The organism is Pseudomonas sp. microsymbiont 2 (genome assembly GCF_054788395.1).
In genome coordinates, this window is record NZ_CM139112.1 from 3,389,221 (window position 1) to 3,414,781 (window position 25,561).

General features: G+C 61.8%; 32 protein-coding genes. 12 read left to right on the forward strand and 20 right to left on the reverse strand.

Translation table 11 applies throughout. The annotated features are described in order from the left end of the window. Window positions 1-2: 2 nt before the first annotated feature. The 18 genes from ACYUME_RS15060 to ACYUME_RS15145 all read right to left on the reverse strand — a co-directional run bounded on the left by ACYUME_RS15060 (window position 3) and on the right by ACYUME_RS15145 (window position 13,890). Window positions 3-218: a hypothetical protein gene (locus ACYUME_RS15060; protein ID WP_460415466.1), complete on the reverse strand. Its 216-nt coding sequence runs from the start codon at window positions 216-218 to the stop codon at window positions 3-5. Window positions 219-262: 44 nt separating this feature from the next. After that, a complete protein-coding gene (locus ACYUME_RS15065; RefSeq protein ID WP_460415468.1) occupies window positions 263-865 on the reverse strand; it encodes a phage baseplate assembly protein V in 603 nt (200 codons plus the stop codon). Beyond that, window positions 862-1,395, reverse strand: a complete 534-nt coding sequence (locus ACYUME_RS15070) for a hypothetical protein (RefSeq protein WP_460415470.1) — start codon at window positions 1,393-1,395, stop codon at window positions 862-864. Before ACYUME_RS15070 ends, ACYUME_RS15065 begins: the two co-directional genes overlap by 4 nt. Beyond that, on the reverse strand, window positions 1,388-2,050 hold the full coding sequence (locus tag ACYUME_RS15075) for a hypothetical protein (protein WP_460415472.1): 663 nt from the start codon (window positions 2,048-2,050) through the stop codon (window positions 1,388-1,390). The genes ACYUME_RS15070 and ACYUME_RS15075 overlap by 8 nt, the downstream gene beginning before the upstream one ends. Next, window positions 2,047-2,367: a head-tail joining protein gene (locus ACYUME_RS15080; RefSeq protein ID WP_460415474.1), complete on the reverse strand. Its 321-nt coding sequence runs from the start codon at window positions 2,365-2,367 to the stop codon at window positions 2,047-2,049. Before ACYUME_RS15080 ends, ACYUME_RS15075 begins: the two co-directional genes overlap by 4 nt. Window positions 2,368-2,369: 2 nt before the next feature. Continuing rightward, a complete protein-coding gene (locus ACYUME_RS15085) occupies window positions 2,370-2,666 on the reverse strand; it encodes a hypothetical protein (RefSeq protein WP_460415475.1) in 297 nt (98 codons plus the stop codon). 1 nt (window position 2,667) lies between these two features. Beyond that, entirely contained in the window at window positions 2,668-3,696 is a 1,029-nt protein-coding gene (locus ACYUME_RS15090) for a major capsid protein (protein WP_460415477.1), read from the reverse strand. A 10-nt stretch (window positions 3,697-3,706) separates the two neighbouring features. Next, on the reverse strand, window positions 3,707-4,057 hold the full coding sequence (locus ACYUME_RS15095) for a head decoration protein (protein WP_460415479.1): 351 nt from the start codon (window positions 4,055-4,057) through the stop codon (window positions 3,707-3,709). 13 nt (window positions 4,058-4,070) lie between these two features. Next, entirely contained in the window at window positions 4,071-5,291 is a 1,221-nt protein-coding gene (locus ACYUME_RS15100) for a S49 family peptidase (RefSeq protein ID WP_460415481.1), read from the reverse strand. A gap of 2 nt (window positions 5,292-5,293) precedes the next feature. Further along, window positions 5,294-6,901, reverse strand: coding sequence for a phage portal protein (locus ACYUME_RS15105; RefSeq protein ID WP_460415483.1), 1,608 nt, complete (start codon window positions 6,899-6,901; stop codon window positions 5,294-5,296). A gap of 2 nt (window positions 6,902-6,903) precedes the next feature. Beyond that, the gene (locus ACYUME_RS15110; RefSeq protein ID WP_460415485.1) at window positions 6,904-7,119 is read right to left on the reverse strand and encodes a hypothetical protein; all 216 of its coding nucleotides are present in this window, start codon (window positions 7,117-7,119) and stop codon (window positions 6,904-6,906) included. An 11-nt stretch (window positions 7,120-7,130) separates the two neighbouring features. Then, window positions 7,131-9,023 carry a phage terminase large subunit family protein gene (locus ACYUME_RS15115; RefSeq protein WP_460415487.1) on the reverse strand — a complete coding sequence of 631 codons (1,893 nt, stop codon included), beginning with the start codon at window positions 9,021-9,023 and terminating at the stop codon, window positions 7,131-7,133. A 43-nt stretch (window positions 9,024-9,066) separates the two neighbouring features. Further along, window positions 9,067-9,591 carry a terminase small subunit gene (locus tag ACYUME_RS15120; RefSeq protein WP_460415489.1) on the reverse strand — a complete coding sequence of 175 codons (525 nt, stop codon included), beginning with the start codon at window positions 9,589-9,591 and terminating at the stop codon, window positions 9,067-9,069. A 136-nt stretch (window positions 9,592-9,727) separates the two neighbouring features. Next, window positions 9,728-10,075 (reverse strand): phage holin family protein, encoded by a 348-nt coding sequence (locus tag ACYUME_RS15125; RefSeq protein WP_349738327.1) that lies wholly within the window; start codon window positions 10,073-10,075, stop codon window positions 9,728-9,730. 511 nt (window positions 10,076-10,586) lie between these two features. Further along, window positions 10,587-10,949, reverse strand: a complete 363-nt coding sequence (locus ACYUME_RS15130; protein WP_460415491.1) for a PA0613 family protein — start codon at window positions 10,947-10,949, stop codon at window positions 10,587-10,589. Then, window positions 10,946-13,162 (reverse strand): virulence-associated E family protein, encoded by a 2,217-nt coding sequence (locus tag ACYUME_RS15135; RefSeq protein ID WP_460415493.1) that lies wholly within the window; start codon window positions 13,160-13,162, stop codon window positions 10,946-10,948. The genes ACYUME_RS15130 and ACYUME_RS15135 overlap by 4 nt, the downstream gene beginning before the upstream one ends. After that, window positions 13,152-13,379, reverse strand: a complete 228-nt coding sequence (locus ACYUME_RS15140) for a TraR/DksA C4-type zinc finger protein (protein ID WP_460415495.1) — start codon at window positions 13,377-13,379, stop codon at window positions 13,152-13,154. Before ACYUME_RS15140 ends, ACYUME_RS15135 begins: the two co-directional genes overlap by 11 nt. Then, entirely contained in the window at window positions 13,372-13,890 is a 519-nt protein-coding gene (locus ACYUME_RS15145) for a phage regulatory CII family protein (protein ID WP_460415497.1), read from the reverse strand. The genes ACYUME_RS15140 and ACYUME_RS15145 overlap by 8 nt, the downstream gene beginning before the upstream one ends. 952 nt (window positions 13,891-14,842) lie before the next feature. On the opposite strand from ACYUME_RS15145, the gene ACYUME_RS15150 reads away from it, so the two are divergent. Next, entirely contained in the window at window positions 14,843-15,574 is a 732-nt protein-coding gene (locus tag ACYUME_RS15150; protein WP_460419372.1) for a LexA family protein, read from the forward strand. 30 nt (window positions 15,575-15,604) lie between these two features. Here the strand turns inward: ACYUME_RS15150 and ACYUME_RS15155 are convergent, their stop codons facing one another. Further along, complete coding sequence (locus ACYUME_RS15155) at window positions 15,605-15,994, reverse strand: hypothetical protein (protein ID WP_460415499.1); 390 nt, start codon at window positions 15,992-15,994, stop codon at window positions 15,605-15,607. Window positions 15,995-16,386: 392 nt separating this feature from the next. Here ACYUME_RS15155 and ACYUME_RS15160 point away from each other — a divergent pair, with 392 nt between their 5' ends. The 11 genes from ACYUME_RS15160 (at window position 16,387) to ACYUME_RS15210 (ending at window position 23,828) form a co-directional block, all read left to right on the forward strand. After that, entirely contained in the window at window positions 16,387-17,199 is an 813-nt protein-coding gene (locus ACYUME_RS15160; protein ID WP_460415501.1) for a BRO family protein, read from the forward strand. Then, window positions 17,196-17,507 carry a hypothetical protein gene (locus ACYUME_RS15165; RefSeq protein WP_460415503.1) on the forward strand — a complete coding sequence of 104 codons (312 nt, stop codon included), beginning with the start codon at window positions 17,196-17,198 and terminating at the stop codon, window positions 17,505-17,507. The genes ACYUME_RS15160 and ACYUME_RS15165 overlap by 4 nt, the downstream gene beginning before the upstream one ends. Window positions 17,508-17,516: 9 nt before the next feature. Further along, the gene (locus ACYUME_RS15170; RefSeq protein WP_460415505.1) at window positions 17,517-17,801 is read left to right on the forward strand and encodes a phage antirepressor KilAC domain-containing protein; all 285 of its coding nucleotides are present in this window, start codon (window positions 17,517-17,519) and stop codon (window positions 17,799-17,801) included. Between the two features lie 158 nt (window positions 17,802-17,959). Further along, window positions 17,960-18,277, forward strand: a complete 318-nt coding sequence (locus tag ACYUME_RS15175) for a pyocin activator PrtN family protein (protein ID WP_460415507.1) — start codon at window positions 17,960-17,962, stop codon at window positions 18,275-18,277. A gap of 54 nt (window positions 18,278-18,331) precedes the next feature. Next, window positions 18,332-18,739, forward strand: coding sequence for a hypothetical protein (locus ACYUME_RS15180; RefSeq protein WP_460415509.1), 408 nt, complete (start codon window positions 18,332-18,334; stop codon window positions 18,737-18,739). Next, on the forward strand, window positions 18,736-19,287 hold the full coding sequence (locus ACYUME_RS15185) for a 3'-5' exonuclease (RefSeq protein WP_460415511.1): 552 nt from the start codon (window positions 18,736-18,738) through the stop codon (window positions 19,285-19,287). Before ACYUME_RS15180 ends, ACYUME_RS15185 begins: the two co-directional genes overlap by 4 nt. After that, window positions 19,284-19,832 carry a hypothetical protein gene (locus ACYUME_RS15190; RefSeq protein WP_460415513.1) on the forward strand — a complete coding sequence of 183 codons (549 nt, stop codon included), beginning with the start codon at window positions 19,284-19,286 and terminating at the stop codon, window positions 19,830-19,832. Before ACYUME_RS15185 ends, ACYUME_RS15190 begins: the two co-directional genes overlap by 4 nt. Beyond that, window positions 19,829-22,009: a DNA cytosine methyltransferase gene (locus ACYUME_RS15195; protein ID WP_460415515.1), complete on the forward strand. Its 2,181-nt coding sequence runs from the start codon at window positions 19,829-19,831 to the stop codon at window positions 22,007-22,009. Before ACYUME_RS15190 ends, ACYUME_RS15195 begins: the two co-directional genes overlap by 4 nt. Continuing rightward, window positions 22,006-22,527: a hypothetical protein gene (locus tag ACYUME_RS15200; RefSeq protein WP_460415517.1), complete on the forward strand. Its 522-nt coding sequence runs from the start codon at window positions 22,006-22,008 to the stop codon at window positions 22,525-22,527. Before ACYUME_RS15195 ends, ACYUME_RS15200 begins: the two co-directional genes overlap by 4 nt. After that, window positions 22,524-23,342: a hypothetical protein gene (locus ACYUME_RS15205; RefSeq protein WP_460415519.1), complete on the forward strand. Its 819-nt coding sequence runs from the start codon at window positions 22,524-22,526 to the stop codon at window positions 23,340-23,342. The genes ACYUME_RS15200 and ACYUME_RS15205 overlap by 4 nt, the downstream gene beginning before the upstream one ends. Before the next feature lie 213 nt (window positions 23,343-23,555). Continuing rightward, window positions 23,556-23,828, forward strand: coding sequence for a hypothetical protein (locus ACYUME_RS15210; RefSeq protein WP_460415521.1), 273 nt, complete (start codon window positions 23,556-23,558; stop codon window positions 23,826-23,828). Between the two features lie 3 nt (window positions 23,829-23,831). On the opposite strand, the gene ACYUME_RS15215 is transcribed toward ACYUME_RS15210, so the two are convergent. Continuing rightward, a complete protein-coding gene (locus tag ACYUME_RS15215; RefSeq protein WP_460415523.1) occupies window positions 23,832-25,457 on the reverse strand; it encodes a recombinase family protein in 1,626 nt (541 codons plus the stop codon). Window positions 25,458-25,561 lie beyond the last annotated feature (104 nt).

Sequence of the window (25,561 nt, forward strand, 5' to 3'; positions counted from 1 at the left end):
GGTCAGGCCTCTTTGAAGTCGGGCCGGTTGCGCATGTAAGCCAGGCCCACCGCGTCATCGCCGCTGATCGTGACCTGGCCCTGCACCACCTCAAGCTCCACCCAGTCGGGCAGGATCAACTTGCGGCGGGTGTACTCCTGATCGATGAAGGTCACCGGCCCACTCGGCACCGGCGCTGCTTCGTTGCCCTCATCAGGCGCTTGCTGTGTTCTGGCCATGGTTTCCTCCAGGCATGAAAAAACCCGCGCTTGGCGGGCTCTGATCAATGTTTGTGGTTTGCCGTGTTGCCGGCGGTGTCGATGATCCGGCCACCGCCGTTGATGTCTCCGGTGACCGTCAGCGTCCCGTTGATCTTGACTACGCCGGTCAGCGTGATCGTGCTGGCCTCGGCTGTAATGCTGTCAGCCGTGGCGGTGATGTTGCCGGACTGGGCCGTGATGGCATCAACTGTCAGCACCGCCTGGGTCGCCCCGACCTGCACTGTCACCGTGCCGCTCGGCAGTTGGATGGTGTAGCTCTTGGCTTGCCAGTCGTAGACCAGGGAACCACCGTCGTCGAAACGCCAGACCTCGACGTGGTCGCGGTTGTCCGGCTGAGCGCCGGCATTGCCGTAGAGGCCAGGCACGAACGTACCCTGCGCGGGCTCGCCGCTGGGACTGATAAGCGCGCCCTGTTCGTCCAAGCTCGGCGCGCGCCAGTGCCGCGCCTTGCCCGCAGCCTGGCTGTGCCAGCGCACCCAGGCGCTGGTCCAACCGTTGCCATCCGACACCCGGACCATGGCGGCCGCGAGATCGACGGCGACCACCCGGCACGGGATCACCAGGCTGGCCAGCATGCGATCGTGCATTGCAGCGGCGTAGCTCATTCCATGGCCTCCGGCGATTGGTAGTTGTCTTCACTGCCTGGCCCGGTGTTGGGAGCGAAGCCCCAGACAAGTGAGCCGGGCGGCTGATTCGGCCATGGCCACTCTTCCTCGCCGAGGTAGATGATCTGCGTCCACTCGACGACCCAGACCGCCATGCTGTCCAGCTCGGGGCGACTCCAATCTCGCTCCGCCCGAACGAACTGTGCGGGCTCGACTTCGATGCCCCAGGTCTGCAGCCGCAGAAGCACGGCCAGCTGCGCAGCAATGAACGCCACAACGTGCAGGTGATCTTCGTCCTCGACGCCAACAATGGGCCGTGCCTCGAAGCGAGCCTCAACCGCCACTTCCCCTGTGCCAGGGTCACGCTCTGCAGCGTCGAACCCCGCCAGCTCGATCACCACTGCCGGCACATCAACGACGGTGAGCATTCCGGGCATCGTGCCCACATAACACAGACCCGGTATCGCCTGGGTGATGGCTTCCTCCATCGCCGCATAGACCCTGGCCAGGGGGATTGCATCGTCAGCCATTTCCGGCCCTCCGTGTAAGCTTGACCATCTCGAAGTTCAACTCCTGCTCCATCACCACCAGCAGGCGCTGGTGGGCCTTGTTCGTCCATGACTCGAAGTGAGGCCTGACCTCCTCCAGCGAGATCTTGGCCTTGGCCAGGGGAAAGCGACTGTCGTTCTCGGCGATCCAACCTGAACTAGCTCCGCCACCCTTGGAGACTTCGCTGTCGGGGTACTCGCTGGGGTCAAAGTGCTTGCTGGCCGTGCGGATCCAGATATCGGCCTTGCTGCCGTACACCTGGCGGTAGAACGCGCCTTGATAGCGACGCCCTGCCACAGACACGCCCGCGCGGGTCTGCCGAGGACGCCCGGCCCGGCTGGCCTCGATCGGATTGAGACCGAACCACAGCTTGCCCTGGCCGTTACTGCCGGCCTTGTAAGCCCGCAGGCGCTGCCGCACCGCCTTGATAGCGATGCGCTCCTGCTGCCCCACCGACCGAGCAACTCGTCCCTGTAACCAGCGCAACGTCTTGTTTATCGCTCGACGCTCAGCAGCGGCAACCGCCTTGGGCACCAACCCAGCGAACTGCTCAAACCCCTTGACCTGCCGGGGATTGGCTTGCAGCGTGATCAACCCGGTGCTGCCGGACTGCTTGTAATAGCTGCCGACGCTCATTTCACCTCCCGAAGGGCAAAGTTGATCCAACCGCTCCCATCCGGCTCCCGCTTGGCGATGACGTACCGTCCACCGCCATCTGCCGGGGCGAGATCGCACACCAGGTGCAGGCCCTCCCTGATGCCATTGGCCTGGGCGACCCGCACCGAGAAGATGGGTTGCCGCAGGCCGGTGTTGATCGAGCCGACCCGTGGCTGCTGCCACGGCACCGACATGAAACCTTGCACCGGCTCCGCGAAGCCCTCGATCTCGACTTCGTCGCCCAACTCCTCTAGCAGGGACTCATCCATGTCCGACACGCCCTCGCGAAAGGACATGATCAGCCCTCCCCGCCTTCGTCTTCGTCTTCCTCCTCTTCCTCTTCCTCCTCGTCTGGGTTACCACCGCCATCCGGGCCAGAGGCTGGAGCAGGGGCCGGAGCGGGCGGCCCCGCTGAAGGCGAGCGACCAGCGGAACGACTACTGGTACTCAGCTTGCCGCGAGCAACGATGGCTCCTTCTTCAAGCAGCAGCTCGCGGATGGCAGCCGAAGACGGAACGAAGACCTCACCCGCCTTCACGACCTTGCCGCCGTCCTGAATGCAGCCATCCACCACCACGTATTCGACTTTGGCCATGTCACACCACCTTGGCGAAGAGGAAGGCATTCGGCTCCAGCAGGCCAGCCAACGGGGCGGCCTGCACCTTCAGCCAACGCTGGCTCGGCTCTTGGGTGACCCAGCTTTTGGGGAAGCGAGACGCCTCGACCAGACCGCTCTCGATGGCTTCCATGTCCTGAATCGCCGCGTACAGCATCGCGTTGCGCGTCCCAGTAGAACCCAGGATCAAGCCACCGGCTGGTACCAGGGGCTTCTCGCCGTCCTCGTCATCCAGGTACCACTCGTCATAGGCGTAGAGGTCAATGCCCGGATCGTTGAGGTAGCCCAGGTAGGTCACCCCATCTGGCAGTAACTCGGGCTTGATCAAGCCGAGGTCGACGCGACGGTTGTTCAGTTGCTTGAGCACTGAATCGTTGTTGTGGAAGGAGTCCTGGGCTTCAGCGCTCAACACCGCCACATTGGCGGAGCGCCCCGAGTCCTTGGCAATCAGGCGACGCCACTGACGCAGGTTACCGATCGGGTCAGAATCGCTGGTGTTCCAGCGCCCGGCGGCCAGCGTGACCTTGTGAGTGTCTTCCATGCGGAAGTCGATGGTGTCATCTACACCATCGCCGACAACGCGCAGACGGCCAGTCGTCAGCACTTGAGCGCACATCCACTCTTCCCGCCGGGTGATCTCGTTGTCGAGTTCGACCAGGTCCCGGCCGAGCCGCTCGCCTGCACGCTCCAGCGCAGTGCGGGTCGAGAACGGGTTCTCACCCGCGCCACGCTTCAGGATCAGCTCGGCACGGGTGACGCGCTTCGGTTGGATGTAAGGCGGCTTGTAAGTCGACGAGCTGATGCCGGTGCGCTGCGACACACTGCCTGGCAGGGTCGGGTGAACGAACGGCGCCATTTTGCGCTGGCCCTTCACGATGTCGATGGTGACCGCCTCGGTACCGAAGGTCTCAGGCATGCTCGCATTGAAGAAGGTGTCCATGAGGAAGCGACGTGGCGTCGGCATCTGCTCGATGGCTTCCAGCATGGTGAGGGTGTCAAAGATATCCATTGGAACTCCGTTATCGAATGAAGATGCTGAGCGGCCGCAGGGCGGCCTTCGCGGCGGCAAGGGTCAAGCCTTCGCCGAAAGTGAGCTGACCGCCGAGTACTTGGCCGGTCAGACGGATCGGTGCGCTCTTGGCGCCCTCGGTGGTGTCGACGTCCTGGTCGAGGATCGCGCAGGGCGCCTGCGAGCCGTCCTCGGCCGCAGCCTTGCACAGTACGTACTCATGGTTAGCCGTGATCTGGCCCAGCACTGCGCCACGGGTCAGCTTCTGGCCGGCGGCGATAAGGCCGGTATCCATCACGATGGGGAAGTCGCCCGCCGAGAGCTGGCTCGGCAGGTAGGAACTGCGGGTAGGGTTTGGCATTGGAACCTCCTAGTTAGCGGCGCGTGGCGCCTGCAACGATTGCGTTGACGGCGACCTTGCGCTCGCCCTCCTTGCCGCCGGCAGGTGGAGCGGTGCCGGTAACGCCTTGGGCGTCGCTTTTGATGCCGGCCAGCGAGATACCGCGATCCTGCGAAGCCTTGAGCAACGTCAGGGCCGTGGCCTCTACGGACGAGCCATCGTCGATCGCCGCGCCGATCTCCTTCTCGAAGCCCTTGGCGCCCAGGGCGTTGATGCCCTTGATGCGGTCACGCTCAGCGGTAGTGGCCTCGGCGCGGATCGCAGTGGTGTCGACCTGCTCGGCCTGGGCGATCTCGATGGTGTTGGGGTCAGTGCCCGCCGCAATCGCGGTGCGCAGTTCTGCCGTGGTCTTGACGGTGGTCATGGTGTGTATCCTTGGGGAGTTGATGGCCGGCTTGGCCAGTTCGGTGATCAGGGATTCCAGCGAGCCCGTGCGGTGGGCCAGGCCGTGCTTGACGGCGTCCGCACCGACGCGGATGCCGCCGTGATCGCCCATCTCGGGCACCTTCTCGGCAGCGACGCCGAGGTTGCGGGCAACCTTGCCCACGAAGACTTCGGCCATCGCGTCGATGGTCTCGCCCACCTTGGCGCGCCCTTCTTCGGTACCGAGGTCGGGGCGCTTGTTCGGCGCGTTACGGCTGACAATCTGGTAGCGGGCTCGCCCGGCCTTCTTGTCGTCCTCGACCACAGCCTCGACGACAACACCAATGCTGCCGGCCAGGCTGGCCTCATCAATGACGATCTCGCCCGCCGCCGAGGCGATCCAGTAGGCCGCGCTCGCGCCCATCCCGCCGATGTACGCCACGATCCGCTTGCGGGCGCGGCCCGCGTAGATCATCTCGGCCAGCTCGTTGATGCCCGAGGCGACGCCACCAGGGCTGTCGATGTTCAGCACGATTGACTTGACCTTGGGATCGTCCAGGGCACGCTGTATGTCGGTGGCAAGGACCTGGGTGCTTGTGGCACCACTGATCTCGGTGAACAGGTTGGCGTAGCGGAAGATCGGCCCGGTGACCGGTACCACCGCCACGTTGCCGCGCATGGTGACGCGCCGGGTTTCTTCCAGCCGCTCGCCGCGCTTGGTCGCCAGCGCCACCGGATCGCCCATGCGGTCGGAGATGGTCAGCAGGTTGTCCAAGGCGTCGGGCATCATCAGCCAGGGCTGCGAGGCAGCCAGCTCAAGTGCTCGAGGCATTTCTAGTCCTCTTTGGGTTCGGGATCTGGCGGGTTTTCAAGGCCACCCTTGGGCAAGGCCTGCATGTTGTGCTGCCGCCGGTACGCGACTTCGCGGGTTCGCTGCCGGATCACTTGTTGCCAGGGCTCTCCGGTCATGGCCGCCGTCTCCAGCGTTTCGTTGCTGACGCCGATTTCGATGCGCTTGCCGGCAGCGTTGGCCTCCTTCAGCTCGTCGATCGCGCCCCGCGCCGGACCAATCCAGAGCGCCTGGCAATACGCCTTGCGCTTGGCGGGCTCGCTGTACCCAGGCAGCTCGATCAGCCCCCTGGCCACGGCTTCATCGATGATCAGTTCGCGACTCGGCTGGCAGAAGTCGCAGGCCAGCCACCAGCGCCGCAGGCTGTAGAACCGCCAGGCCTGTAGCATGGCGGCGCGGGCGGCGCTGTAGCTGCTGCTGTAGTGCAATAGCAGCTCCTCCAGCGGCAGCTCCAGCGCGGCACCGATCTCTTTCACCACCGCGGTGAAGAACGGGTCGAACTGAGCGTTGGGTCGGCTGGGGTTGGCCACCATCGGCTCTTCACCCACACCGAGGTCGACAATGGCGCCCTCGCCCAGCGCGAGCGCACCGTCGGAGGTGTCATCGCCGCCGGGCTGCTCTTCGCTGAGTGCCGACATCGGCAGGTTGCCGGGGTTGAAGCCGTCGCTCTTCTTGATGAACACGGTGAACATCGCCGATATCACCGCCGCCATCAGCTCGGCGCTGCTGTAGCGCTCCAGCTTCTGCAGCGGCTCCAGCACCGGTGACAGGTACGGCGCCCCGCGCTTCTGTCCAGGCCGTTCCTTGTCGGCCATGACATGCAGCACACGGCGCCGTCCGGTCTCGGCGCCGAACACCGGCAACCGCTCCCATTGCAGCGGCTTGCCCTGCAGGTGCTCGCCGGGGTATCCGGTACACACGTGATACGCCACCGGCGCGCCCAGGCCGTCAAACTCGACACCCTCCACCAGGTCAACACGGTCAAGGCCGCTGTTGGGGTTGCCGACACGGTCGGACTCGATCAGCTGCAACCGCGTACTGAAGAGGCATCCGGGTCGCTCCTGATCTGGGCTAGCGACGAATACGTCGCCCGCCACCATCGACGACACCAGCACCAGGGCCTGCAGCTGGTAATGGTTCAGCGTCGCCTCTGCATCGCATTCACGGGGGTCATCGGCATACAACGACCACAACCGGTCCAACTGACCATTGAGCTGCTCGGCTTCCTCCTCGGTGATGCCCAGCGCCTCATGGTCAACCTGCGCCCGGCAGACCAGCCCCGTTCCCACCACGTTGGTGCGCAACCGCGTGATGGCCGCGCGGGCTACCAGGTGGTTGCGCATGGCGTCGCGGGAACGCGCCACAAGGGTACGGCGCTCGCTCTGGTTGAAGTCGCGCCGTGGGCTGCCGAGACCAGGCAGCCAGCTGGCCATGCTTCGCAGCACCCGCGACGCACCACGCCAGCGGGTTTCAACCCCACCGCCGCCGCCCTGCGCAGAGATCTGCTGATCCTCGACCGACGCCCTGGCCACACGAATGGCCTCGGTCATCAGCTGCTCGGCAGCCGACTCCCGTTTGCTGAACGGCCACATATTCAAATCCCCACGTACGAAACGCGGTTGCGGCCACGCCCCAAGAGAGCGGCCTGCTCTCGGGCGACCTCGTCGGCGTACTGCTTTTCCAGCATCCGTAGACTGCTGAGCTCGGCAAGCTGGACCTCGCGATCCTGCCGACGCAGGCGCTGGCCATTCTTCAGGACGCGCGAGATCGCCGCCCGGACCTCTGCGAGGCGTTGTTGTGCATCAGTCATGGTGACCTCGGTTAGTGGACGCGGCTCCGCGTGCCCCGACCGCGCGTGACCGCACGGCGAGGAACCGGCGCCACCGCCTGTTCAGTAGTGAAGAGCGTGGGCTGAAGCAGTTGCTGCTCCAGCTGGTCCCATTCGTGATCACGCAGCAGGTGCGTCTTGAGGCTGCGAGCCGCATGCAAGGCATACACCTCGCAGTCCAGCGCTTCGTTGCGCCGGCCGGCCTTCTTCTGCCAGACCATCTTGCTGGGGTTACGTGGGTGCGGGGCCAAGACCTCGTTGGTCACCTGCTCGTAGTAGTCCGAGCGGATCTCGCTGTACCAGTGCATGCGCCCTGGTCCTGAGCCTTTGAGCTTCATCCGGCCATCGATCAACGTCTTGGCCTTGTGGGTGCCGACGATGAACACCCGCAGGCCATACTTCGAGGCCTTGGTGTTGTCCTGGCTGGTGTCCGCCGACTGGGCCGGCTTGGTGAAGATCTCCCGATCCCGGCTGTCGATAGAGGCGCCCTTGATCGCCATGATGTTGAAGCGCTGACGATCCCGCACGTAGGTGTACACCGCGTCGCTGGTGTTGCCGTCCGAGCTGTCGATGCTGACCGCCGACACGGCGATCTGGGCACCGCTCTCGGTGGGGATCGGTGTGGCGATCATCTTGTCCAGCTCGGTCCACACCGGGTCATGGGGATCGATGGGGTTGCCGGGTAACTCGCCCCAGTACAACCGCCAGGACTCCTCCCCCCGCCCCCAGCCCGTGAACAGCACGGCAAGGCGATCGCCTTGGACGTCGACACCGACCGTCACCAGCAGCACACCCTTCGGCGCCGTGAGTTCGGCGTAAGGCTCGGCGCGCTTCTCCAGCTCGTCGGTCTTGGGCGCGTCGCTCTTGTACTCGTAGCTCTCGCCCATCGAGCTGTTGGTGAAGGCGATCATCGGGCCGATGTTGCCCTGCCGCGCAGCGTGCTCGGCCTGCAACTTCTTCTCCATCAGCACTTCGAAACGAGAGCCGTGGAACGTGGCGTACAGCTCATTGATGATGTAGCCGGCAATACCCCGAAACTCGGCCGTAGACTCCCACCGACAGCGAGGGTCGGCCAGGTTGGTATTCTTCTGGTGATCGTCCCAAATCTCGCCACAGTGCGGGCAAGCGTAATAGGCTGTCTCCGGACGGCGCTTGCCGTACACCTCGTGGAAGTAGTGCCCGTCTTCGTCGCAATGGAGATGATCGAAGCTGAGCGCATGCGCCTGGCCGCAGCCATGGCAGGGCACCAAGCCCACGCGCTTGTCGGACAGCTCCAGCTCAGCGTCGATCGCCGACAGCCCCTTGATGGTTGGGGTGCCACCAATGATGATCTTCGACCGCCGAAACGTTTTGAGACGCTCCTTGGCGAGCTTGATACTGTCCCCCTGCCCCCGCAGGTTCAGGTTGCAGTCGTCGGGCTCTTCGATGGCAACCCGTGGAACCGGCGTCGACTTCACGCTGGCCGGGCTATTGGAGCCGACCATCTTGAGGAACCCACCGGGAAACCGCTTGAAGTCTTGACGTTGCTGCTTCTTGCGACTGCGTAGATCGATCTTCTTGCGTAGCCGCTTCGTGGCAGAGATCATCGGCTCGAGCTTTTCAGCCACATACTGCTTAGCAGCTTCAGCCTTGGGGAACAGGATCAGGATAGGTGAGGGATCCAAGTCGATCCATTTGCCAATTGCGTTGCCCATCACGCCGGATGTCCACGCCACCTGAGCGGACTTTCGACCGACGATCTCGAATACGTTCGGATCGTCCAGCGCCTCCAACGGGCCACCCGGCCATACCAGGTGAGGTGTCACATCGAACCGGTACTTGCCCGGTTTACCTGCCTCCTCGGTCGACAGATAACGATACCGATCAGCCCACTCGATGATGCTCATGCGAGGTGCAGGTGCCCATTTACGACAGACTCGGCGGATCCCCTTAATCGCCGTCGCTTTCAGAGCCCTCTTCGTCGTCCGACTCGTCAGGACCCCATTCGGGATCATCGTCGTCCTCGTCATACGCGGACAGTCTCCTCAGTATCGCTTCGATGGGCTCGCGGATCAGCTGGTCATCTACCTCCACGCCGTAACGCGCCGACAAGGTCGCCGCAAGTTCATCGGGGAAGGTGTTCAGCAGCTCGATCTTGGCGGCGGTGATCACCGCCTCGAATCGCTCAACCATCTCTGCTTCAAGCACTACCTGCCCTAGCTTCTTGGCCAACTCCACCTCGAGATCGTCACCACGAAGCCTGTCAAATCTATCTCGGGCAGATTCCTTTTTGCCGTTCAGCGCGGCTTGGCGCATGAGCCACTCGATCACCGCCTGGGTGTCGTACTGGTTTTCGTTGCCGCGCCCCACGCCGAACTCGTTTACCGGCATGCCCTCGTTCTGCCACCGGCTCAGCGTGCGTTCATCTCGCCCGACGATCTCGCTCAGTTCAACCTTGCTGACTGTCTTGCCCATCACTAAGTCCTTGAAAAGACGGACATCCCTGCACTTTTTTCAGCTGCAGAGAAATCGCGAGTCTGCGCACCCGTGTAGGGGGCGGCCCGGGGGGAGGACCCAGAAAACCGGCCCCCACCCCCTGCCCCCGGCCGGGTCACTGACCTGCCTCGGTACCAGCTGGCGGCACCTGAGCCAGCCCCAGCCGCTTAGCGGCCCAGCGCTCGTAGAGGTTGATCGCCACATCGGCGCCGGCCATCGCGGTCAAGCAACCCACCGCCGCCGCCGCCCAGACCGAAGCCCCCAATGCGTACAGGAGCATGTTGGCCGAGAGTCCGCAGGTAACGCAGGCCCCAGACCGAAGGGCCAAGCGGCGAACCAACCCCCAGCCTCGGGCGCCCGCCTTGTCCGCCCGCCACATCTCCCCTGACACACCGCCCACCAGCGACAGCACTATCACCATCCAGACTGGCAGCTCGGCTAAGGCTTGTTGCTCGCTGTTCATCCCTTCCCCCAAATGCAAAAACCCCGGCGCCAAGGCCGGGGTTTCTGGTGTGTGGCGGGCTGCTTTGTGCGCCCGCACGTCTCGAAGATGGGTACTTTTTACAGGTCGATTCAGGTGGCAGCAAGCCAGTTTTAATGCCACCCCGCAATAAGGGGTAAACGCAGGGGGAATGTCTGGAAAATGTCGGGGGAATACACCACCCCGGCTTCGCTTCACTTTGGTGTTGCCCCATAGGTCCCAAGGCGAACGGCGATGGTGGGACTGTGGAGCCCTTGAATTTAAAGGGTTGTCCCACCGTCTAACTGTTTTTAACCCTTTCCCGTGTAAAGAGAGAGATTAAAAGCACGCTGCGCGCAATGCGCGCGTAACGCGCTGCATGCGCCCTACGTGTGCGCCTGCGGGTGGATGGCGGGACAGTGGGACAGCCCGCGACCTGCGCGGGCTTGAGCATGGATGACCTGCGAAAAGCAAGGTAGTCCAGCGGCTGGACGGTGGGACCACGGGAGGCGAATCATGCCGCACGCCCCATCAGCAAGCCTGCGATGCAGACGTGCGCCTCATGCAAGCGCTTGTAGTACGTATCGCGACTACACCCACAGTACTGGTACTTCTGGTACAGCTCGCTGTCAGCGTTGCAGTAATGTTCACGAACCACCAGGTAAAGCTCCGGTGTCAGATGCTTGTTCACAATGATCTCAATGTCCGCAGACTCATCGAGCAGCACCTTGCTGCCCCGGGTTCCGCGCACCAGATCACCCTTACACTCCATCAACAGGCCGAGCATGCTACCAACACCTCCCGCCGAATGACAGGGCTCCGGCGCATGCAGCTCTTGCGCCCACAGTTTAAGCATCTCATCGATGTGCTTGATCAAAAGCAAGGCTCCTTCTGCACCGGGGGTTGCTGCTCGAGGGCACTGGTGCGGCCCCAGCCGTCGGGCTTCTGGTACGCCCAGGGCCGCTTGCCGCTCTTGGGCAGCGCGGCGAGCCGGCGACGCCGCCAACCCAGGCGGTGCATGATCGACCCAACACGCATCTGCTCAGGCTTGCCCCAGTGACCGGGGTCCAGCTTGAGAGCTTGCCCCAGCACCTCGCTACCAGTCACGGTCTCCCCGACCTGCGATGCCTCCAGCCACTCAAGGATCGGACCTTCCCATTCATCCACCACGAAGCGCTCTTCCTGCTCCGAGGTGAAGAGCTCTTCCTCCTCGCGAGTGACCCACCAGATATCACCGGCCTGGTAGCAGAACATGGCCTCGGCCCACAACTGATCGCGGACGCGGCGCAACGCCTCCAGATCGACCTTGACGCAGGCGACCGGCCAATAGCGCCGGTTACCAGTGGCGTCCTTTAGGTACTCATCTTGGTTCGTGGTACCCGCGAAAACACACTGGCGTGGCACGTCGCTCGTTCTTCGCCCATAGCTTTCGCGGTAGGTGTCGATGGAGGCCGAGAAGAACTGCTTGGCCTTGGTGCTCTCAGCCTTGTTGAAGCTGTCCAGCTCTCCCAGCTCGACGATCCATTTGCCCCGGATCGCCTGGAACGCGTCCTTGTCACCCAGAGTGAACGGCGTGTCCATGAACCATTCTCCCCCAAGAATGCCCAAGGCCGAAGACTTACCCGCGCCCTGCGCCCCCTCAAGGATCATCACCGCGTCCGCCTTGCAGCCGGGCTTCATGACACGCGCCACCGCCGAGATCATCCAGCGCTTCCCGACCTTGGCGCTGTATTCGTTCCGTGGGACGCCGAAGATCTCATGCAGCCAGCGCTCCAGGCGTGGTACGCGATCCCATTCAAGCTTGGCCAGGTAAGTGCACACCGGGTGGAAGGCGTTGTCATGAGCGACGACGCTGACAGCCTCGACCACATGAGAGGCTTTCACGCGCAGGCCCTGCTGGGCCAGCCACTTCATCACACGCATGTCATCGATGTCGCTCCACTCTCCCGGCACACCGCCATAAGGTGCAGCACGAAGTCGCATGATCTTCGAGCTGAAGGCGTTGTAGCCGATCACCCCACCCCACCGCTCATCATTGGCCAGGATCAGTTCGACGTTCTGCATGTGGGCGATCAGAGCACCGCTCTCGGTCCTGGCCAGCATGTCTTTCCACCCACCAGTAGCAGGTGGTTTGATCACCGCAGTGACCTGCCGACGCACTGCCTCGAGGCCCTCGGCGCAGTGCAGATCATTGAAGTCGGTCCACTTCACCTCCCGCTCGACCGAGAAGATGGGGCCGACCACCTGGCCACCGACCACCACCGCCGCGTTGTTGGCCTTTTCCTCACCAGGGTTCCAGGGCTCACCCGTAGGCCGCTTGGTCTTCCAGTCGTCATCGCGGCAGATGATGATGGACCGACCCGGGAAGCGCTCGCGCATGTGCTTGGCGACCGCCATCAGGTTGCCCGCATCGAAGGCGATCGCCACCGCCTGGGAGGTCGCCATGTGCAGGCTAGCGCCGGTGGCGTATCCCTCGCACACCAGCACCGGTTCGCCTGGTTCGGGGTGACCGCCAATCATGTGGAAAGCCCCGTCCTTGGCCATGCCATACGGCCAGTAGGACTTGTCGCGGCCGGTGTCCTCCTGGACCGTCGGATAAATCACCTGCAGGCCGACAATGGCATCCTGAGCATTCTGCATGGGGACGAGCACCGCGCCCGACTTCGGGGCATAGCGAACCCCGAAACCGACCACCTGCTTGCGATCAAGGTAAGCGCTCCGCCCTTTCTCGGGCATGCGCTTGAACAAGCCAGCCGCCCGAGTGGCCGCACGGCGAGCTGCGTTCGCTGCGATATCAGCAGCACGGCGCTTGGCGTCGGCCTGCCGCGCGCGCATCACCTCACGCTCTTCCGCGGTCAACCCGCGCCCGTCAGTTTTCACCTTCTGGGTTTCGCCGTGTCGCCAGTCACCGAAGCTGCCGAAGATGAGGGTTTGCCCTTTCTCGGCCAAGTGCTCATGCAGGACATACCAGCCGTTCTTTTCCTTGCCCTTGTCATCCTGGGTACGGCAGCGGGTCAGCTTACCGAAGATCAGGGGCTGCTCAGGCTGCAGGCCGTAGTCGTGCAGTTGGTCGAGAACCTTATCGAGCATAGCGCGCCCCCCGACCTTCATGGATCTGCTGGCACTCAATGCAGCGTTCACATCCTTTCTCCGCCAACCTCCTGGCTTCAGGGATTGGCTCGTCACAATCAACACATTCCAACAGGGACACGGGAAGCACCCGCGCCCGACGTTTCGCAGCAGCCGCGATTGCGGTGTCGTTGTGCCATTGGGCCTGATCATTCGCCCGGTCGATTACATCACCCACGGCGTGCCCCCCGAGTGGTCTGGTTGACGTACTCGGCTCGGCGATACATGCCGAGCAAACCTTGGATGCCTCGGAACACCTGATGCTGGATCTCTGCCAGTTCCTGATCGTCGACCTTTCCGTCTCCAATGCTGCGCGCCCAGGTCTCAGACAAGTTGGCGACCTGTCGGAAGAACTCGGCAAGGCCCATGGTGAGCGTCTCGGGGATGTCATGGGTGTAGGCGTCCGACAGCTCCTGCCAGATGGTGTCGCCAACCAGGGCATGCACCGAGTCGAGAATGCGCGGATCCTTGGTCAGCTCAAGGATCTCGCTGAACTCTTGAACGTTGACGATATGGGTGGGGTGTGTGGGAGACAGCTTGTGCTGCAGAGTGGTGGCGTTGCGGCCGGTGGTAGCAGCAATGGCGGCAGCACCGCCTGTGTAGTCCCGTACAGCGTGGTACAGCGCGAGTTCGAGCGGCAACACCTCGCGCTTGGCGCGGTCGGTGCAGCTCAATGCGATTCGGCTCATGGCATATGTCCTTGTCGGTAGCCAGTGCCTGCGGCGTGCAGTGGTGTTGCGTACGTCGCATAGCGTTGAGAGAGTAAGTAGCCGGGCAGCGAGGGGCTGATACGGCCTCCTGCCGGGGCGTCGTTCCATCGACAGCCCCTGGCGAAACTGTCGCCTCCCGTGGTGAAGGAGACGCTACCCAAGCTCTCTGCCTGGGCGGAGCGATCAAGGTAGAAGGACCTATGTGGTGTGCCCGCCTACCTATCACGCATCCCGGCAGCATCGTGGTGCTACTGCCGAGTGATGGAGGCGATCAAACGCCTCCCCTTTCGACACATGGCATTACGCCACAAAGGCTGCCAGTGTCGGCGGCGAGCGGTGGTGTTACACTCGCCGCGTGGCTTGAGAGAGTCACTGCCGGAACAGCCCAATGGACTGGCCCGGCCCCGCCGCCCAATCTGTGGTGGAGAAGGCGGCACCCCAGGCACTAGTGCCTGGACCCCGTGTACAAGGTGAGCGGTTACGTGGTGTGCCCGCCCATCCTAAACACGGCCCGGTAGCACTGTGGTGGTGCTATCGGGGGAAACTGGGCGGCCCTTGGGTCGCCTTTTTTCTTAATGCCCCGAGCGCGCTCCTGCCCCACTCCTGTGTGGCGCCGCCTCTTTTAGAAGCCACTCAGTATCGAAGGGGTTTCCTTTTTTAGCTGCCTCACGTGCCAGGAGAGCCGCATAAGTGGTTTCGCCCGTGTAATCAGTCCGCGGCAAAGAGCCAGCTTGTCGCCACTTGTTGAGCGCTTGATAGCTTCTCGAGCAAACCTTGGCGGCAGCACCGATCCCTCCCACCGCCTCAAAAGCAAACGCGATTGCGTTCGCATACTCCTCAGGGCGCAGCATTCACAACCTCCATTTATCAACCATGAATTGATATTAAACATCAAATGACTATTGCGCAAGCTTTGTGTAACTCTCAATTCATGGTTGATAAAAATGAAATCCGGGCGGCATTCAGTGCTCGCCTACACGAAGCACTCGACGATGCCGGGGTACGCACCCGAGGCCGTGGCGTGGACATTCACAAGCACCTCAAGAGCCTGGGTGTGAACAAGACCACCCAGGCAATCAGCAGATGGCTGATCGGCGAAGCCATGGCCGAAGCCGATAGCATCTCAGCATTAAGCCAATGGCTAGGCGTGAGAAGGGAGTGGCTCGAATATGGGGTTCCTCCCAAAAATAGCGAACCTGCGGCGGCCGCTGCGGTTCACCCCCTCATGCCCAGCAGCAACGTGAGCTCAATCCATCACCACTTTGGCAAGGTCCCTCTTATTTCCTGGGTACAAGCGGGCGATTGGTGCGAGGCAGTGTCCAACCTCGAAGCACTCCACTCGGAAAGCTGGCTGTCATGCCCTGTGCCTATTAGTCCAAATGGATACGCTCTCAAGGTGAGAGGTGACTCCATGACCAACTCCGGACCAGGGCGAAGCTATCCAGCAGGCTGCATAATATTTGTGGACCCGGAAATAGAAGTGAACACCGGAGACCGCGTAATCGCGCGACTACCTAGGACCAATGAAGCTACATTTAAGGTTCTTGTGGAAGACGCCGGAAAAAAATACTTGCGGCCGATTAACCCACAGTACCCAATTATTGAGATAACCGAAGAAACATACATCTGCGGTAAGGTGGTCGGCTCATTTGTCCCGGAGTGAGCCGTCCAGAGCTCCCACCAAGCGCGCAGGCTAGCCAACAGTGGCTGCCCTCCCCTGAGGTGTAGCCCGGAAGCCACCACCAGTCACAGGCTCTAGCAGGCCGCGCTTAACCAGCGATTCAATGGTACGTTTCGGATATGCCTCCGGCTCATAATCGGCCGCTGCATGATTACTCTCACTTTCAATATAAATAGTTTCAAAAGCCGCAGAAAGAAGTGCTGCAAACTGAAGCTCTGTTAGCCTCGGCCTGCTGGCTGTAACTGGTGTTACAGCCAAAGGTGAGTTGCTACTTTCCGGATAATCGATATCGATATCTTCACATGTACCCGCCTCTTCGCCAACCTTCCTTCGCCCTAGCAAATAAACAGCCAAGACCACACAGAGCACTATTGCGCCCCCTACCCCCAATAGCCCTTCCATCGACATCCTTCCATGATCAAAGCTGAACATTCCTTGCCCGCATAAGCGCGAGAAAGGTGACGGCACACTGCCCTTCACGCACGGCGCGCAGCTGGCACAGGAGCATCACATCACTACCACAGCCTGATCATCCTGAAAAATTATCAACTCATGGTTGTTGACACAAAATCAATTGATGGTTGATTATCTGCTCACTCTCACACCACAGAGCGAGTCAGTACCATGCACACCACCGCCTCACTCCACGTCCACCCGGCCGCTTCGACGACCGACCTGATCTTTAAAGTCCGTCGCTTGGCCCGGCAATACGGCTGTGCGTTTGGCACCACCAAGCGCCCGGTAACCGCAATCACTTTCCGCCCGACTCCTCCTACTGACGGAGGGCACGCGGCGTGAACCATCCAATTCACCACACCTTCGAACACAACAGCATTCGCGCGCTACTGATCGGAGGCGCCCCCTGGTTCGTAGCGAATAACGTATCAGCGGCACTGCTGTACAGCGAAGCCTCCGCTATGACCCGCCACCTGGATGAGGAAGAAAAGGGTCTGTCGAATGTGCAGACCCTTGGCGGCGAGCAGGAAATGCTGATCATCAATGAGTCCGGCCTGTTCTCCGCAATTCTTCGGAGCCGCAAGCCAGAAGCCAAGCGCTTCAAGAAGTGGGTGACCAGCGAAGTGTTGCCAAACCTGCGCAAACACGGCTCCTACTCCATCACCGACACCGCCGAAGTGCAGCAGCCGGTATCCATGGCCGAGCACATCGAGGCCGACCGCATCGTCAGCGCAGGTCGTGTGTTCAACACCATGTTCCGCACTGGTCGAGTTATCGGCATGAACCGCCGCATGGCCGCGTCCCGAGCCAACCAGGCCGCCCAGCGCTCCACTGGAGTCGACTTGGTTGCCGAGCTTGGGGCGAGCGATTGGATAGACAGTGCCGACACCCCTACCCCGAATCGCCGTCAGTACCAGCTTCAGCAACAGCTCCGCTCGCACCTTACCGAAAACGAGTGGCCGCTGACGGTGACCGGGCCAAGCCTGATCGAGGCGCTTGGCCTTACTGAAGACCGCGCCACCCAGATGGCGATTGGTCAATGCCTGCCATTGCTCGGTTATCGCCGCGTTCGCCTGACTGCCAGCAATGGCTCCCGCCCGTGGGGCTATGCCCTGCAGCAAACCGTCGCTATCGAGGAGTTGTCCGCATGAGCTACGCACTGAGCCATAGCGCTTTTACCTGCCTTAAAGCGCAGACCAACCTGTCGGGGCAGTTCTCCCACATCCTCCGCGACGAGGCGAACGGCGCATGCGCCAAGGCCACGCTGCAGACCGAGGTCTATCTCGACCAGCTCAATGTGGTGATCCGCATGGGCTCGACGGTGAACACGCTGACGTTGCCAGCAAACAGCCTCGCCAGCGCAAGAAAGATCGCGGGCCACCTCGAGGCGATCGCCAACGGCCAGCTGGACACCGCCGACATGCCCCCATCCGAGCAGCTGCTCGCTGACGCAGCATAGGAGGCGACCATGGAACGTACCCTGGCACAAGCCGCCAAGCTGTTCGGCATCAGCCGCAACGAGCTGATCAGCCGAATGCGCGAGAACGAACTGCTGAACGATCGCAACCTGCCCCGCTACCCCACCCGGGACCGCGAGTACCTGCGGACGAAGGAGGGGCAGTGGTTCCATCCCAAAGCAGGAATGCAGTACAGCGAGTCGACCCGCGTGAAGCAGGCCGGGATTCCCTGGTTAGCCGAGCGTCTCCAGCTGCAGCTTCCGACACCACCGGAAGACAAGCGCTATGCGGCCTAGGCAATACGCAGCCCAGATCCTCCAGCTGAGGACCCGCGAGGAGCGCAACGCCGCGCTCCTGCAGGTCCCAAAAGAGTGGCAGGCCCTGGTACGCAAGCACTGCGAAGTTACCTGGAATCATCCGTCACGCCACAAGCTCAGGGAGAGCCCGACGCCTGATGAGCAATCTCGACCAACTCGCGCTGCGCCTTCCGCACGCACCTGACGCAACAACCGTAGAGCTGCTGTACCGCACCTTCGGCGATGTGCTCATCCCACTCGACAAGGTGCGCGTTCAGTACTTCCGCAACCTCAACGAAGACACCTTTGCCGAGCAACTGAAGGTCGGCCGGATCTGCTTGCCAGTCACCACTTTAGACAACAGCCAGAAGGCCCTGAAGTTCGCCCACATCCGCCACGTTGCCGCTCTGATCGACAGTAGGGCCTACCTGGCAGACGAAAAGCAGTCCCGCCCCAACGAGCAAGACAAGCAGTAGCAACACCACCAAGGGCCGCCACCACCGGCCCGCACACCACAAGGAGTTAGACCCATGACCACCCAGCAGGTAATCGCCCTTATCGTCATCAGCTCATTTGTCATTGGGCTGTTCGCTTACGCTTATTGGTTTGGCCGCCAAGAGGGGCGTATTCGAGGCGAGGCAGCAAGCGATCGCGAACACAAAGCAACCATCCAGAAGCTTGAGGCGTCCCTGGAGTTCCTGCGCAATGACCACCGCCACCTGGCAGTGCACGCCAAGCAGCTCAAGGAAACCAACGCACTGCAGGAGACACATCATCGCTCTCTGCTGGAGATCGCTGAGGCACTGCGCATTGCCGCCGAGACCTGGAGCGCCTTCAAGACAGGCAAGAAGCTCGAGCGCGATGCACGCCGCCTGCGCGACGAGACCCTTGCCATCGCTCACTTGCTGAAGCCCGCCGAACAGGAGGCCGCAGCATGATCAACTCGACCCACTACGTGCTTGATCTGGAAACCATGGGCAAAGGTCCGCGCGCCGCTATCGTGGCAATCGCATGCGTGCGCATCGAGCAAGGCAACATTACCGGCAGCCTCTATAAGCGGATATGCCTGGAGTCGTCGCTGCAGGCCGGCCTGCTCATGGATGCCAGAACAGTGAATTGGTGGCTGAAGCAGGATGCCGGCGCCCGCGCCGAGGTGGACGGCAGCCAGAATTCGGTGCTGCTTGCTGTTGGCATGACTGCGCTGAAGAGCTTCATCGCAGAAGACAAATCTCTGGTCTGGGGAAACGGCAGCAGCTTCGACAACGTCATCGTGCGTAGCGCCCTTGAAGCCTGCGGCATAGGCAACTTGTGGCACTTCTGGAACGACCGCGACCTCCGCACCTTGCTGGCTCTCTACCCCGAAGCCAAGGCGATTCCGTTCGAAGGCACCAAGCACCACGCTCTCGACGATGCCACCCACGAAGCCAAGCAACTACTTATGGCGCTGAACCTTCATCAAACAATGCAGGTGGGAGCAATCGTATGAATCAGCCCCGCCACCACACCGGCTTGCTCTTCGATTCTGCGCCGTGCGCCGGACATGCCCGCGCCATCGCACCGGGACAGACACCGATCCAGACTTCGGAGGAAAGCGGGCACGCGCGCGATCAGGTGAATGCTACCCACACTCCCGCTTTGCTCTGTGAAGCAGCTGGCGTCGACGCGCAAAAAACAAAGAGCCTCTGCTGCGCAGCAGCAGGCATTATTTCCACCCTCAACGCCCCCGCCGATTTGCAGATACCCCACGACAGGCTGCGCCAGGCAGCGCCCGCTGATGCAACGCTAATCGCTTCAGATCGCCCGCACGCGCAGCTTGCCAAGGGGTATACGCACCTCCCCTACTTCGCACTCACCGCAGATGAACAGGCCGTATGCAACTGCATCGCCGACGCGATCAACGCGACGCTTGCGGGGAATGCTGCAGGCGTGTTCGCCTCCGTCGATGAGATGGCCCTGGCGATCCACGACGCCCTGCTGCAGGCCAGCGTCCTACGCCCTGAGCACGCGCACCAGGGAGGGCAACAGGCATGACCTCGATCTCTGCAGCAAAACTACCCACGCCCCAACACTTCAAGACCCAATTCACCCTGGCGCTGGAGCCACAGGACGACGAGCTGGTGGTCGATTTCTTCTGTGGCGGCGGCGGTGCCGGTACCGGCTTGGAGATGGGCCTAGGCCGCAAGGTCGACGTAGCGAAGAACCACAGCCCAGCCGCAATCAGCATGCATACTGCGAACCACCCCGCAGCACGCCACTTCACTACCGACGTCTTCGACGGTGACCCGGACGAGGAATGCCAGGGCCGCGCCGTGGGCTGGTTCCACATGAGCCCAGATTGTACCCATCACAGCCAGGCCGCAGGCGGCCAGCCTCGCAAGCGCGAGATCCGAAACCTGTCGTGGATCGGCCTGAAGTGGGCCGGCAAGAAAAAGCCTCGGGTCATCAGCCTCGAGAACGTGAAGCAGATCCTGCAGTGGGGTCCACTGATCGCCAAGCGCGACAAGGCCACCGGCCGGGTGATGAAGCTGGACGGCACTGTGGCCGCCGTCGGCGAGCGCGTACCAGTGCAACAGCAGTTCCTGGTGCCCGACCCGAAACGACGCGGCATCACTTGGCGGCGCTTCGTGCAGCTGCTTGAGGGCATGGGCTACCAGGTAGAATGGCGAGTGATCAAGGCCTGCGACTTTGGCGCACCGACCAGCCGCGAGCGCCTGTTCATGATCGCCCGCTGCGATGGCCAGCCAATCGTGTGGCCGGAGCCTACCCACGCCAAGAACCCAGCCAAGGGCCAGCAGAAATGGCGCACCGCCGCCGACTGCATTGACTGGAGCGTGCCGAGCAAGAGCATCTTCGGCCGCAAGAAGGAGCTGGCCGCCGCAACGCTGCGCCGGGTGGCCAAGGGCATGAAGAAATTCGTGCTAGATAACCCTCAGCCCTTCATCGTGCCGATCGCGAACTGGTCGGGCGAACTGGCCCAGTCTGCTGACGAGCCGCTGCGCACCGTCACATCCTGGCCACGGGGCGGCTCGTTCGCTATGGCGAGCCCTACCCTGGTTCAAACCGGCTACGGCGAACGCGCCGGGCAGCAACCCAGAGTTCCAGGCCTGGACAAGCCGCTCGGGACGATCGTCGCCGCCGGCGCGAAGCACGCGTTGTCGAGCGCGGTGATCCTGCCGGCCACGCATCAGGGTGCTGATCGTGTGAACGCTCCCAGCGACCCGCTACCCACGGTAACGGCCGCCAACCGCGGCGAGTTGATGATGGCGAGCCCGATCATGGTCGGCGCGGGCGGTCCGGTGTATGCCGGCCACCCAGTAACAGCCGATCACCCAATGGGCACCTTGATGACGCGCAGCCACCGTGCACTGGCGTCGGCGCACCTGGTCAAGTTCCGCTTCAACAGCGAGGGCGCGGCAATCACCGGCCCGATGCCAACCATCACCAGTGGCGGAAACTACCAGCGTCCGGCCGGCGCCGCCCACGCCATGGGCATCTGCACTGCGTTTATCGAGCAGGCCAATGGCGGGTTCAACACCACCCCGGCCAAGGGCGCGGACGAGCCAATGACCACGGTTACCAACACCGGCAGCCAGCAGCGCCTGGTGACGGCTCACCTGGCAACCCTGCGCAACGGCAGTACAGGGCAACAGGGCGATGATCCACTGAGCACAGTTACGGCCGGCGAGCATCACGCACTGGTGGGAGCGAACCTCCTTCACCTTCGCGGCGACTGCGATGCCCGTGCTGTCGACGAGCCGCTGCATACCGTCAGCGCTGGCGGCACCCACCACGGCCTGGTCGAGTACAAGCTCTCGCCAGAGCATGAGGCCGGCGCCCTGCGCGTCGCCGCGTTCCTGATCAGCTACTACGGCACGGAGAACATCAGCAGCTGCGACTCACCGGCACCCACGGTAACCACCAAGGATCGCCTGGGCCTGGTCACCGTATACGTCAAAGGCACCCCGTACGTGATCGTCGACATCTGCCTGCGCATGCTGCAGCCGCACGAGCTCTACCGCGCCCAGGGCTTCCCGGCCAGCTACATCATCGACAAGGGTGCCGACGGTAAGCCGTTCACCAAGACCGAGCAAGTGCACATGTGCGGCAACAGCGTCAGTCCACCGCCAATGGCTGCCCTGGCCAGGGCCAATGATCCCTGGAAGCACCGTATCCAGCACAACAACCAGCACGTGAGGAAGGCAGCATGAGCCGCACTCAACACATCATCTTCACCGTGACCTCGCTTGAGCATGCACTTTCATCCGTTCGCCACCTACACGACATGAGCACAGAACTGATCGCCCAAGAAGTGTTCCAGCAGATGTCGGAGCTAGCCGCCCATCGACTGACACCGACCACCATCTGGTGTGGCTCAGGCGGGCTGTACCAGTCAAAGCTCGATGCAACCCGTAACGGCGAGCAACAGATCGACTCAGCCATTCTTGTCGACACCCCAGATCTCGCAGATCTGGCCGTCGACATGAACGACGCGCGTGACGCCATGAAGGCAGCGGACTTTGCTAACCGCCGATATTCCGCAGCAGTCCAGCACACATACCCCAAGGGGACCAAAGTGCAGGCCGACGTAGGTGGTCATTTCATTACTGTCGAAATCACTGGTTACGGCTCTTATTGGAGCAACCCAGGCGAGCTTTACGGCACCAACGTAAAGACTGGGAAAGCCCGTCACTTCAGCCACAGATATGTTCTGGAGGTGCTGCCATGAACCACACCAACCAAATGGTCAGCGTACCGCGTGAGCGAGCCCTCCAGCTCATCAACCTTCTGGCCGGGGTAACCAGTGCCGCGCACTGGCTTGCCGACAACAGCGAGGACTGCGGGGACGAAGGCATTGACTGCCAGCGAGTCGACTTCGAGGCATTGAGCGAGGCCCTGGACAAATGTGAGGAGTTACCGGAGCGGCCTGATAGCGTGTACGTGCGCGACGGCTGGCTGCGTGCTGCTGACGAGCTGCGCGCCCTTCTGGCCCAGCCAGCCGGGCAGCACCAGGGCGAACCGGCGGCCATAGTGACCACTGACGCAAACGACAAGCCAGTAATCGAGTTTCTGTCGTATGACCTGAAGTACGGCACCGAGCTCTACACCCACGCAGATTCTGGCGAGGTGGAGCAGCTGCGAGCGGATCTGGCGAGTGTGAAGGCAGCCCGTGACTCCTTCGCTCAGAACGCCGTCGACCTGCGCGCCCAGCTGGCCGATCGGGAAGCGCTGTTCGGCAGGTACGGCGACACCTTGCGTCCTTTCGTAGAGTTGATGCACAAGGAATTGGAGGCCAACAGCCACAAAGGGGATCGCGAGGGGTGGCTGCGTATGTCTGAGGAGGGTGCGTGGAGCGAGCTGGATCACCACATCATCAAGCTTACCGGCGCAGAGACCGGCAAGCTTCGCAAAGAGCACGCCGCCGACGTGGCCAACTGCTGCATGATGCTACTGGATGTTCTGGGCCTGCTGCCTACCAACGCAAAGGCGATCGCCATCGCCTGCGAGGTTGACGAGAGCTGCGGGCTGGAGGCCAAGCCATGAGCCAGGCAGCATCCAGACCACGCTTGGCGACACATGGCCTAGATCTTCCCGCGATATGCGATATCTGCGGCAAGGCTCGCTCGAATCGAAATCATGCCAACTGCAGCAGGATCCGCCAAGAGCGCGAGACCGAGAAGTGGGCAGCTTACATGGCCAACGTGGCCGCCAAACAAGCACTGGGGAGACGGGTCTGAACCCGCAGGGAGATATCGAATGAAAACAGCAGTACCCAACCCAGTACTTTCAGGAGCAAAACTCTCCGCAACAGTGAGCACTGGCTTCACAGCCCACAGCGAGTCGGGCTCTAGAGCCCGCATGGCGATCATTGATGATCAGGGCAACATCCTCGCAGCTGGAGAAGATGTTGCCTGGGCTGCCTGGCGGGTGTGCGTAGAAGTGCAAGAGAACTTCTGGGAAGGCCAAGGCCACCTGGTGGTTCACACAAGCCCCCCGGGCCAGCATGTGGGCACCAAGAAATCTGCTTAACACTTACATTGGGCGGTCGACAGCGGCCGCCCAACTCCCTGTCTTCCTCTCCACCCGCAACCATCGACGCTGCCCCGCCCTGGAGATCAGAAGTACGTCAATGTACTTCGCGCTCCGCCCCTGCGGCACAACCCCACGCATGTAAATGACGATCCGCTCGAATGTATCGAGCATGAGCTGTCGCACTTTGTCTCGAGGCTCAACCTGCTGGGCCTCCACCCCCAAAGCAAGGTCTGCCCAGAGTTTCGCATCGGCCGGCTGCTGCCTCGCCGACACGCTGGTGAGCTCTCGCTCAACGCGGCGCTCTTCTGCTCGTGCGGCATCGAGCTGCTGTTCCAGATCACAAGCCTTTCTCAAGAACGTGATGGGAAGGACGCCGTCACCCTCACCTAATGCCAAGACTTCTGTGATCCGAATGAGCTGTTGCTCAAGATCCGCGACCTTTTTCCGCGACTCGATCAAACTCAGTTGAAGATCGCCTTGAGGCCCCGCTGGCTCCTGCAGGCGGACCAGATTCATCTGATCCGAGCAAAATGACATGACGGCGCGCTCCACTGGCGCAACACTGCAACTCCCCCCAACGGTACACCCTCCTTTGTCCATGTAGGATACGCACATGATGCGCCGATGGCCGTCCGATAATGTTCCATCTAACCGCACCTTTTGCATTACATTCTGTGCCGTCATCGCGGTACCACAGTACCCGCAGTAGGTAATACCGATTCCGGTCACCACCCCAGGGATAGCGCCTTTCCCACGCCTTCGGCTTCGGTCGCCCCGCAACAACTGCAACTCATCAAACTGTTGATCACTGATTATGCGTGGGTAATAACCTTCAAGTAAATATTCACCACCATCAACAGATATCTGCTTGGCACCTTTGAGGCTCACCAGTTTTATTAAACGGTAGATCTGCTGGGGAGAGCTTCCAATATGAGACGCATCAAACCCATTCGCCTGCATCAAACTATAGGTCCGATCAGCACCATATCCCTCACGGTACTTATCGAGTGCGAACTGCACCACTTGCACACGCTCAGGTATCAGCTCCCATTGACCCTCAACAAGACGCAGCCAACCAGGATCAGCGCCGTTGCGTATCAGACCACGGTATGTCCCGTTAATCCAGCCTTCGCACTGACGCTTAATTGATGCCTTGACCCGTTTGCTTTTGGTGTCGCTTTCCTCATGCGCACGAATCATCACCAGTAGGCTGTAGACCAGATCCATTGGCTGCGCTTTGAGCTTTTCCCGGTTGTACTCACGACCATCACTGGCTGTAACAACCGTGATCCCGGCATTGATGATCTGAGCCAGCTGGGCTTGCGCCTGGATGGGTTCGGCTCTACTCAGACGATCCAGCCCCTCAACAACCAGGACCGACCCGGCAGGAATCCGTCCATCATCCACAGCCCGAAGAAAGACACCCAAAGCCCCCTGCTTTACGTGCCGCTGATGAAAGGCCGAGAGCCCTTCATCACGAAGAGAGAGGGAGTCGTCTAGGGTAAGACCACGATCCGCAGCCCAGGACTTTGCATATTGCGCCTGCCTGTCAGCGCTGTGGCCAGCCGCCTGACGCGGATCTGAGAAGCGCAGATAGCTATAGACCATCCCGACTGATGCTGACATTTCCACCCCGGCAAACGCTATGACAAATCATAGTATATATCAGTCATCAGACGGCAGTCTCACCACCACCCATTCCAGCCTCCGACAATTTTACCGACAGCATT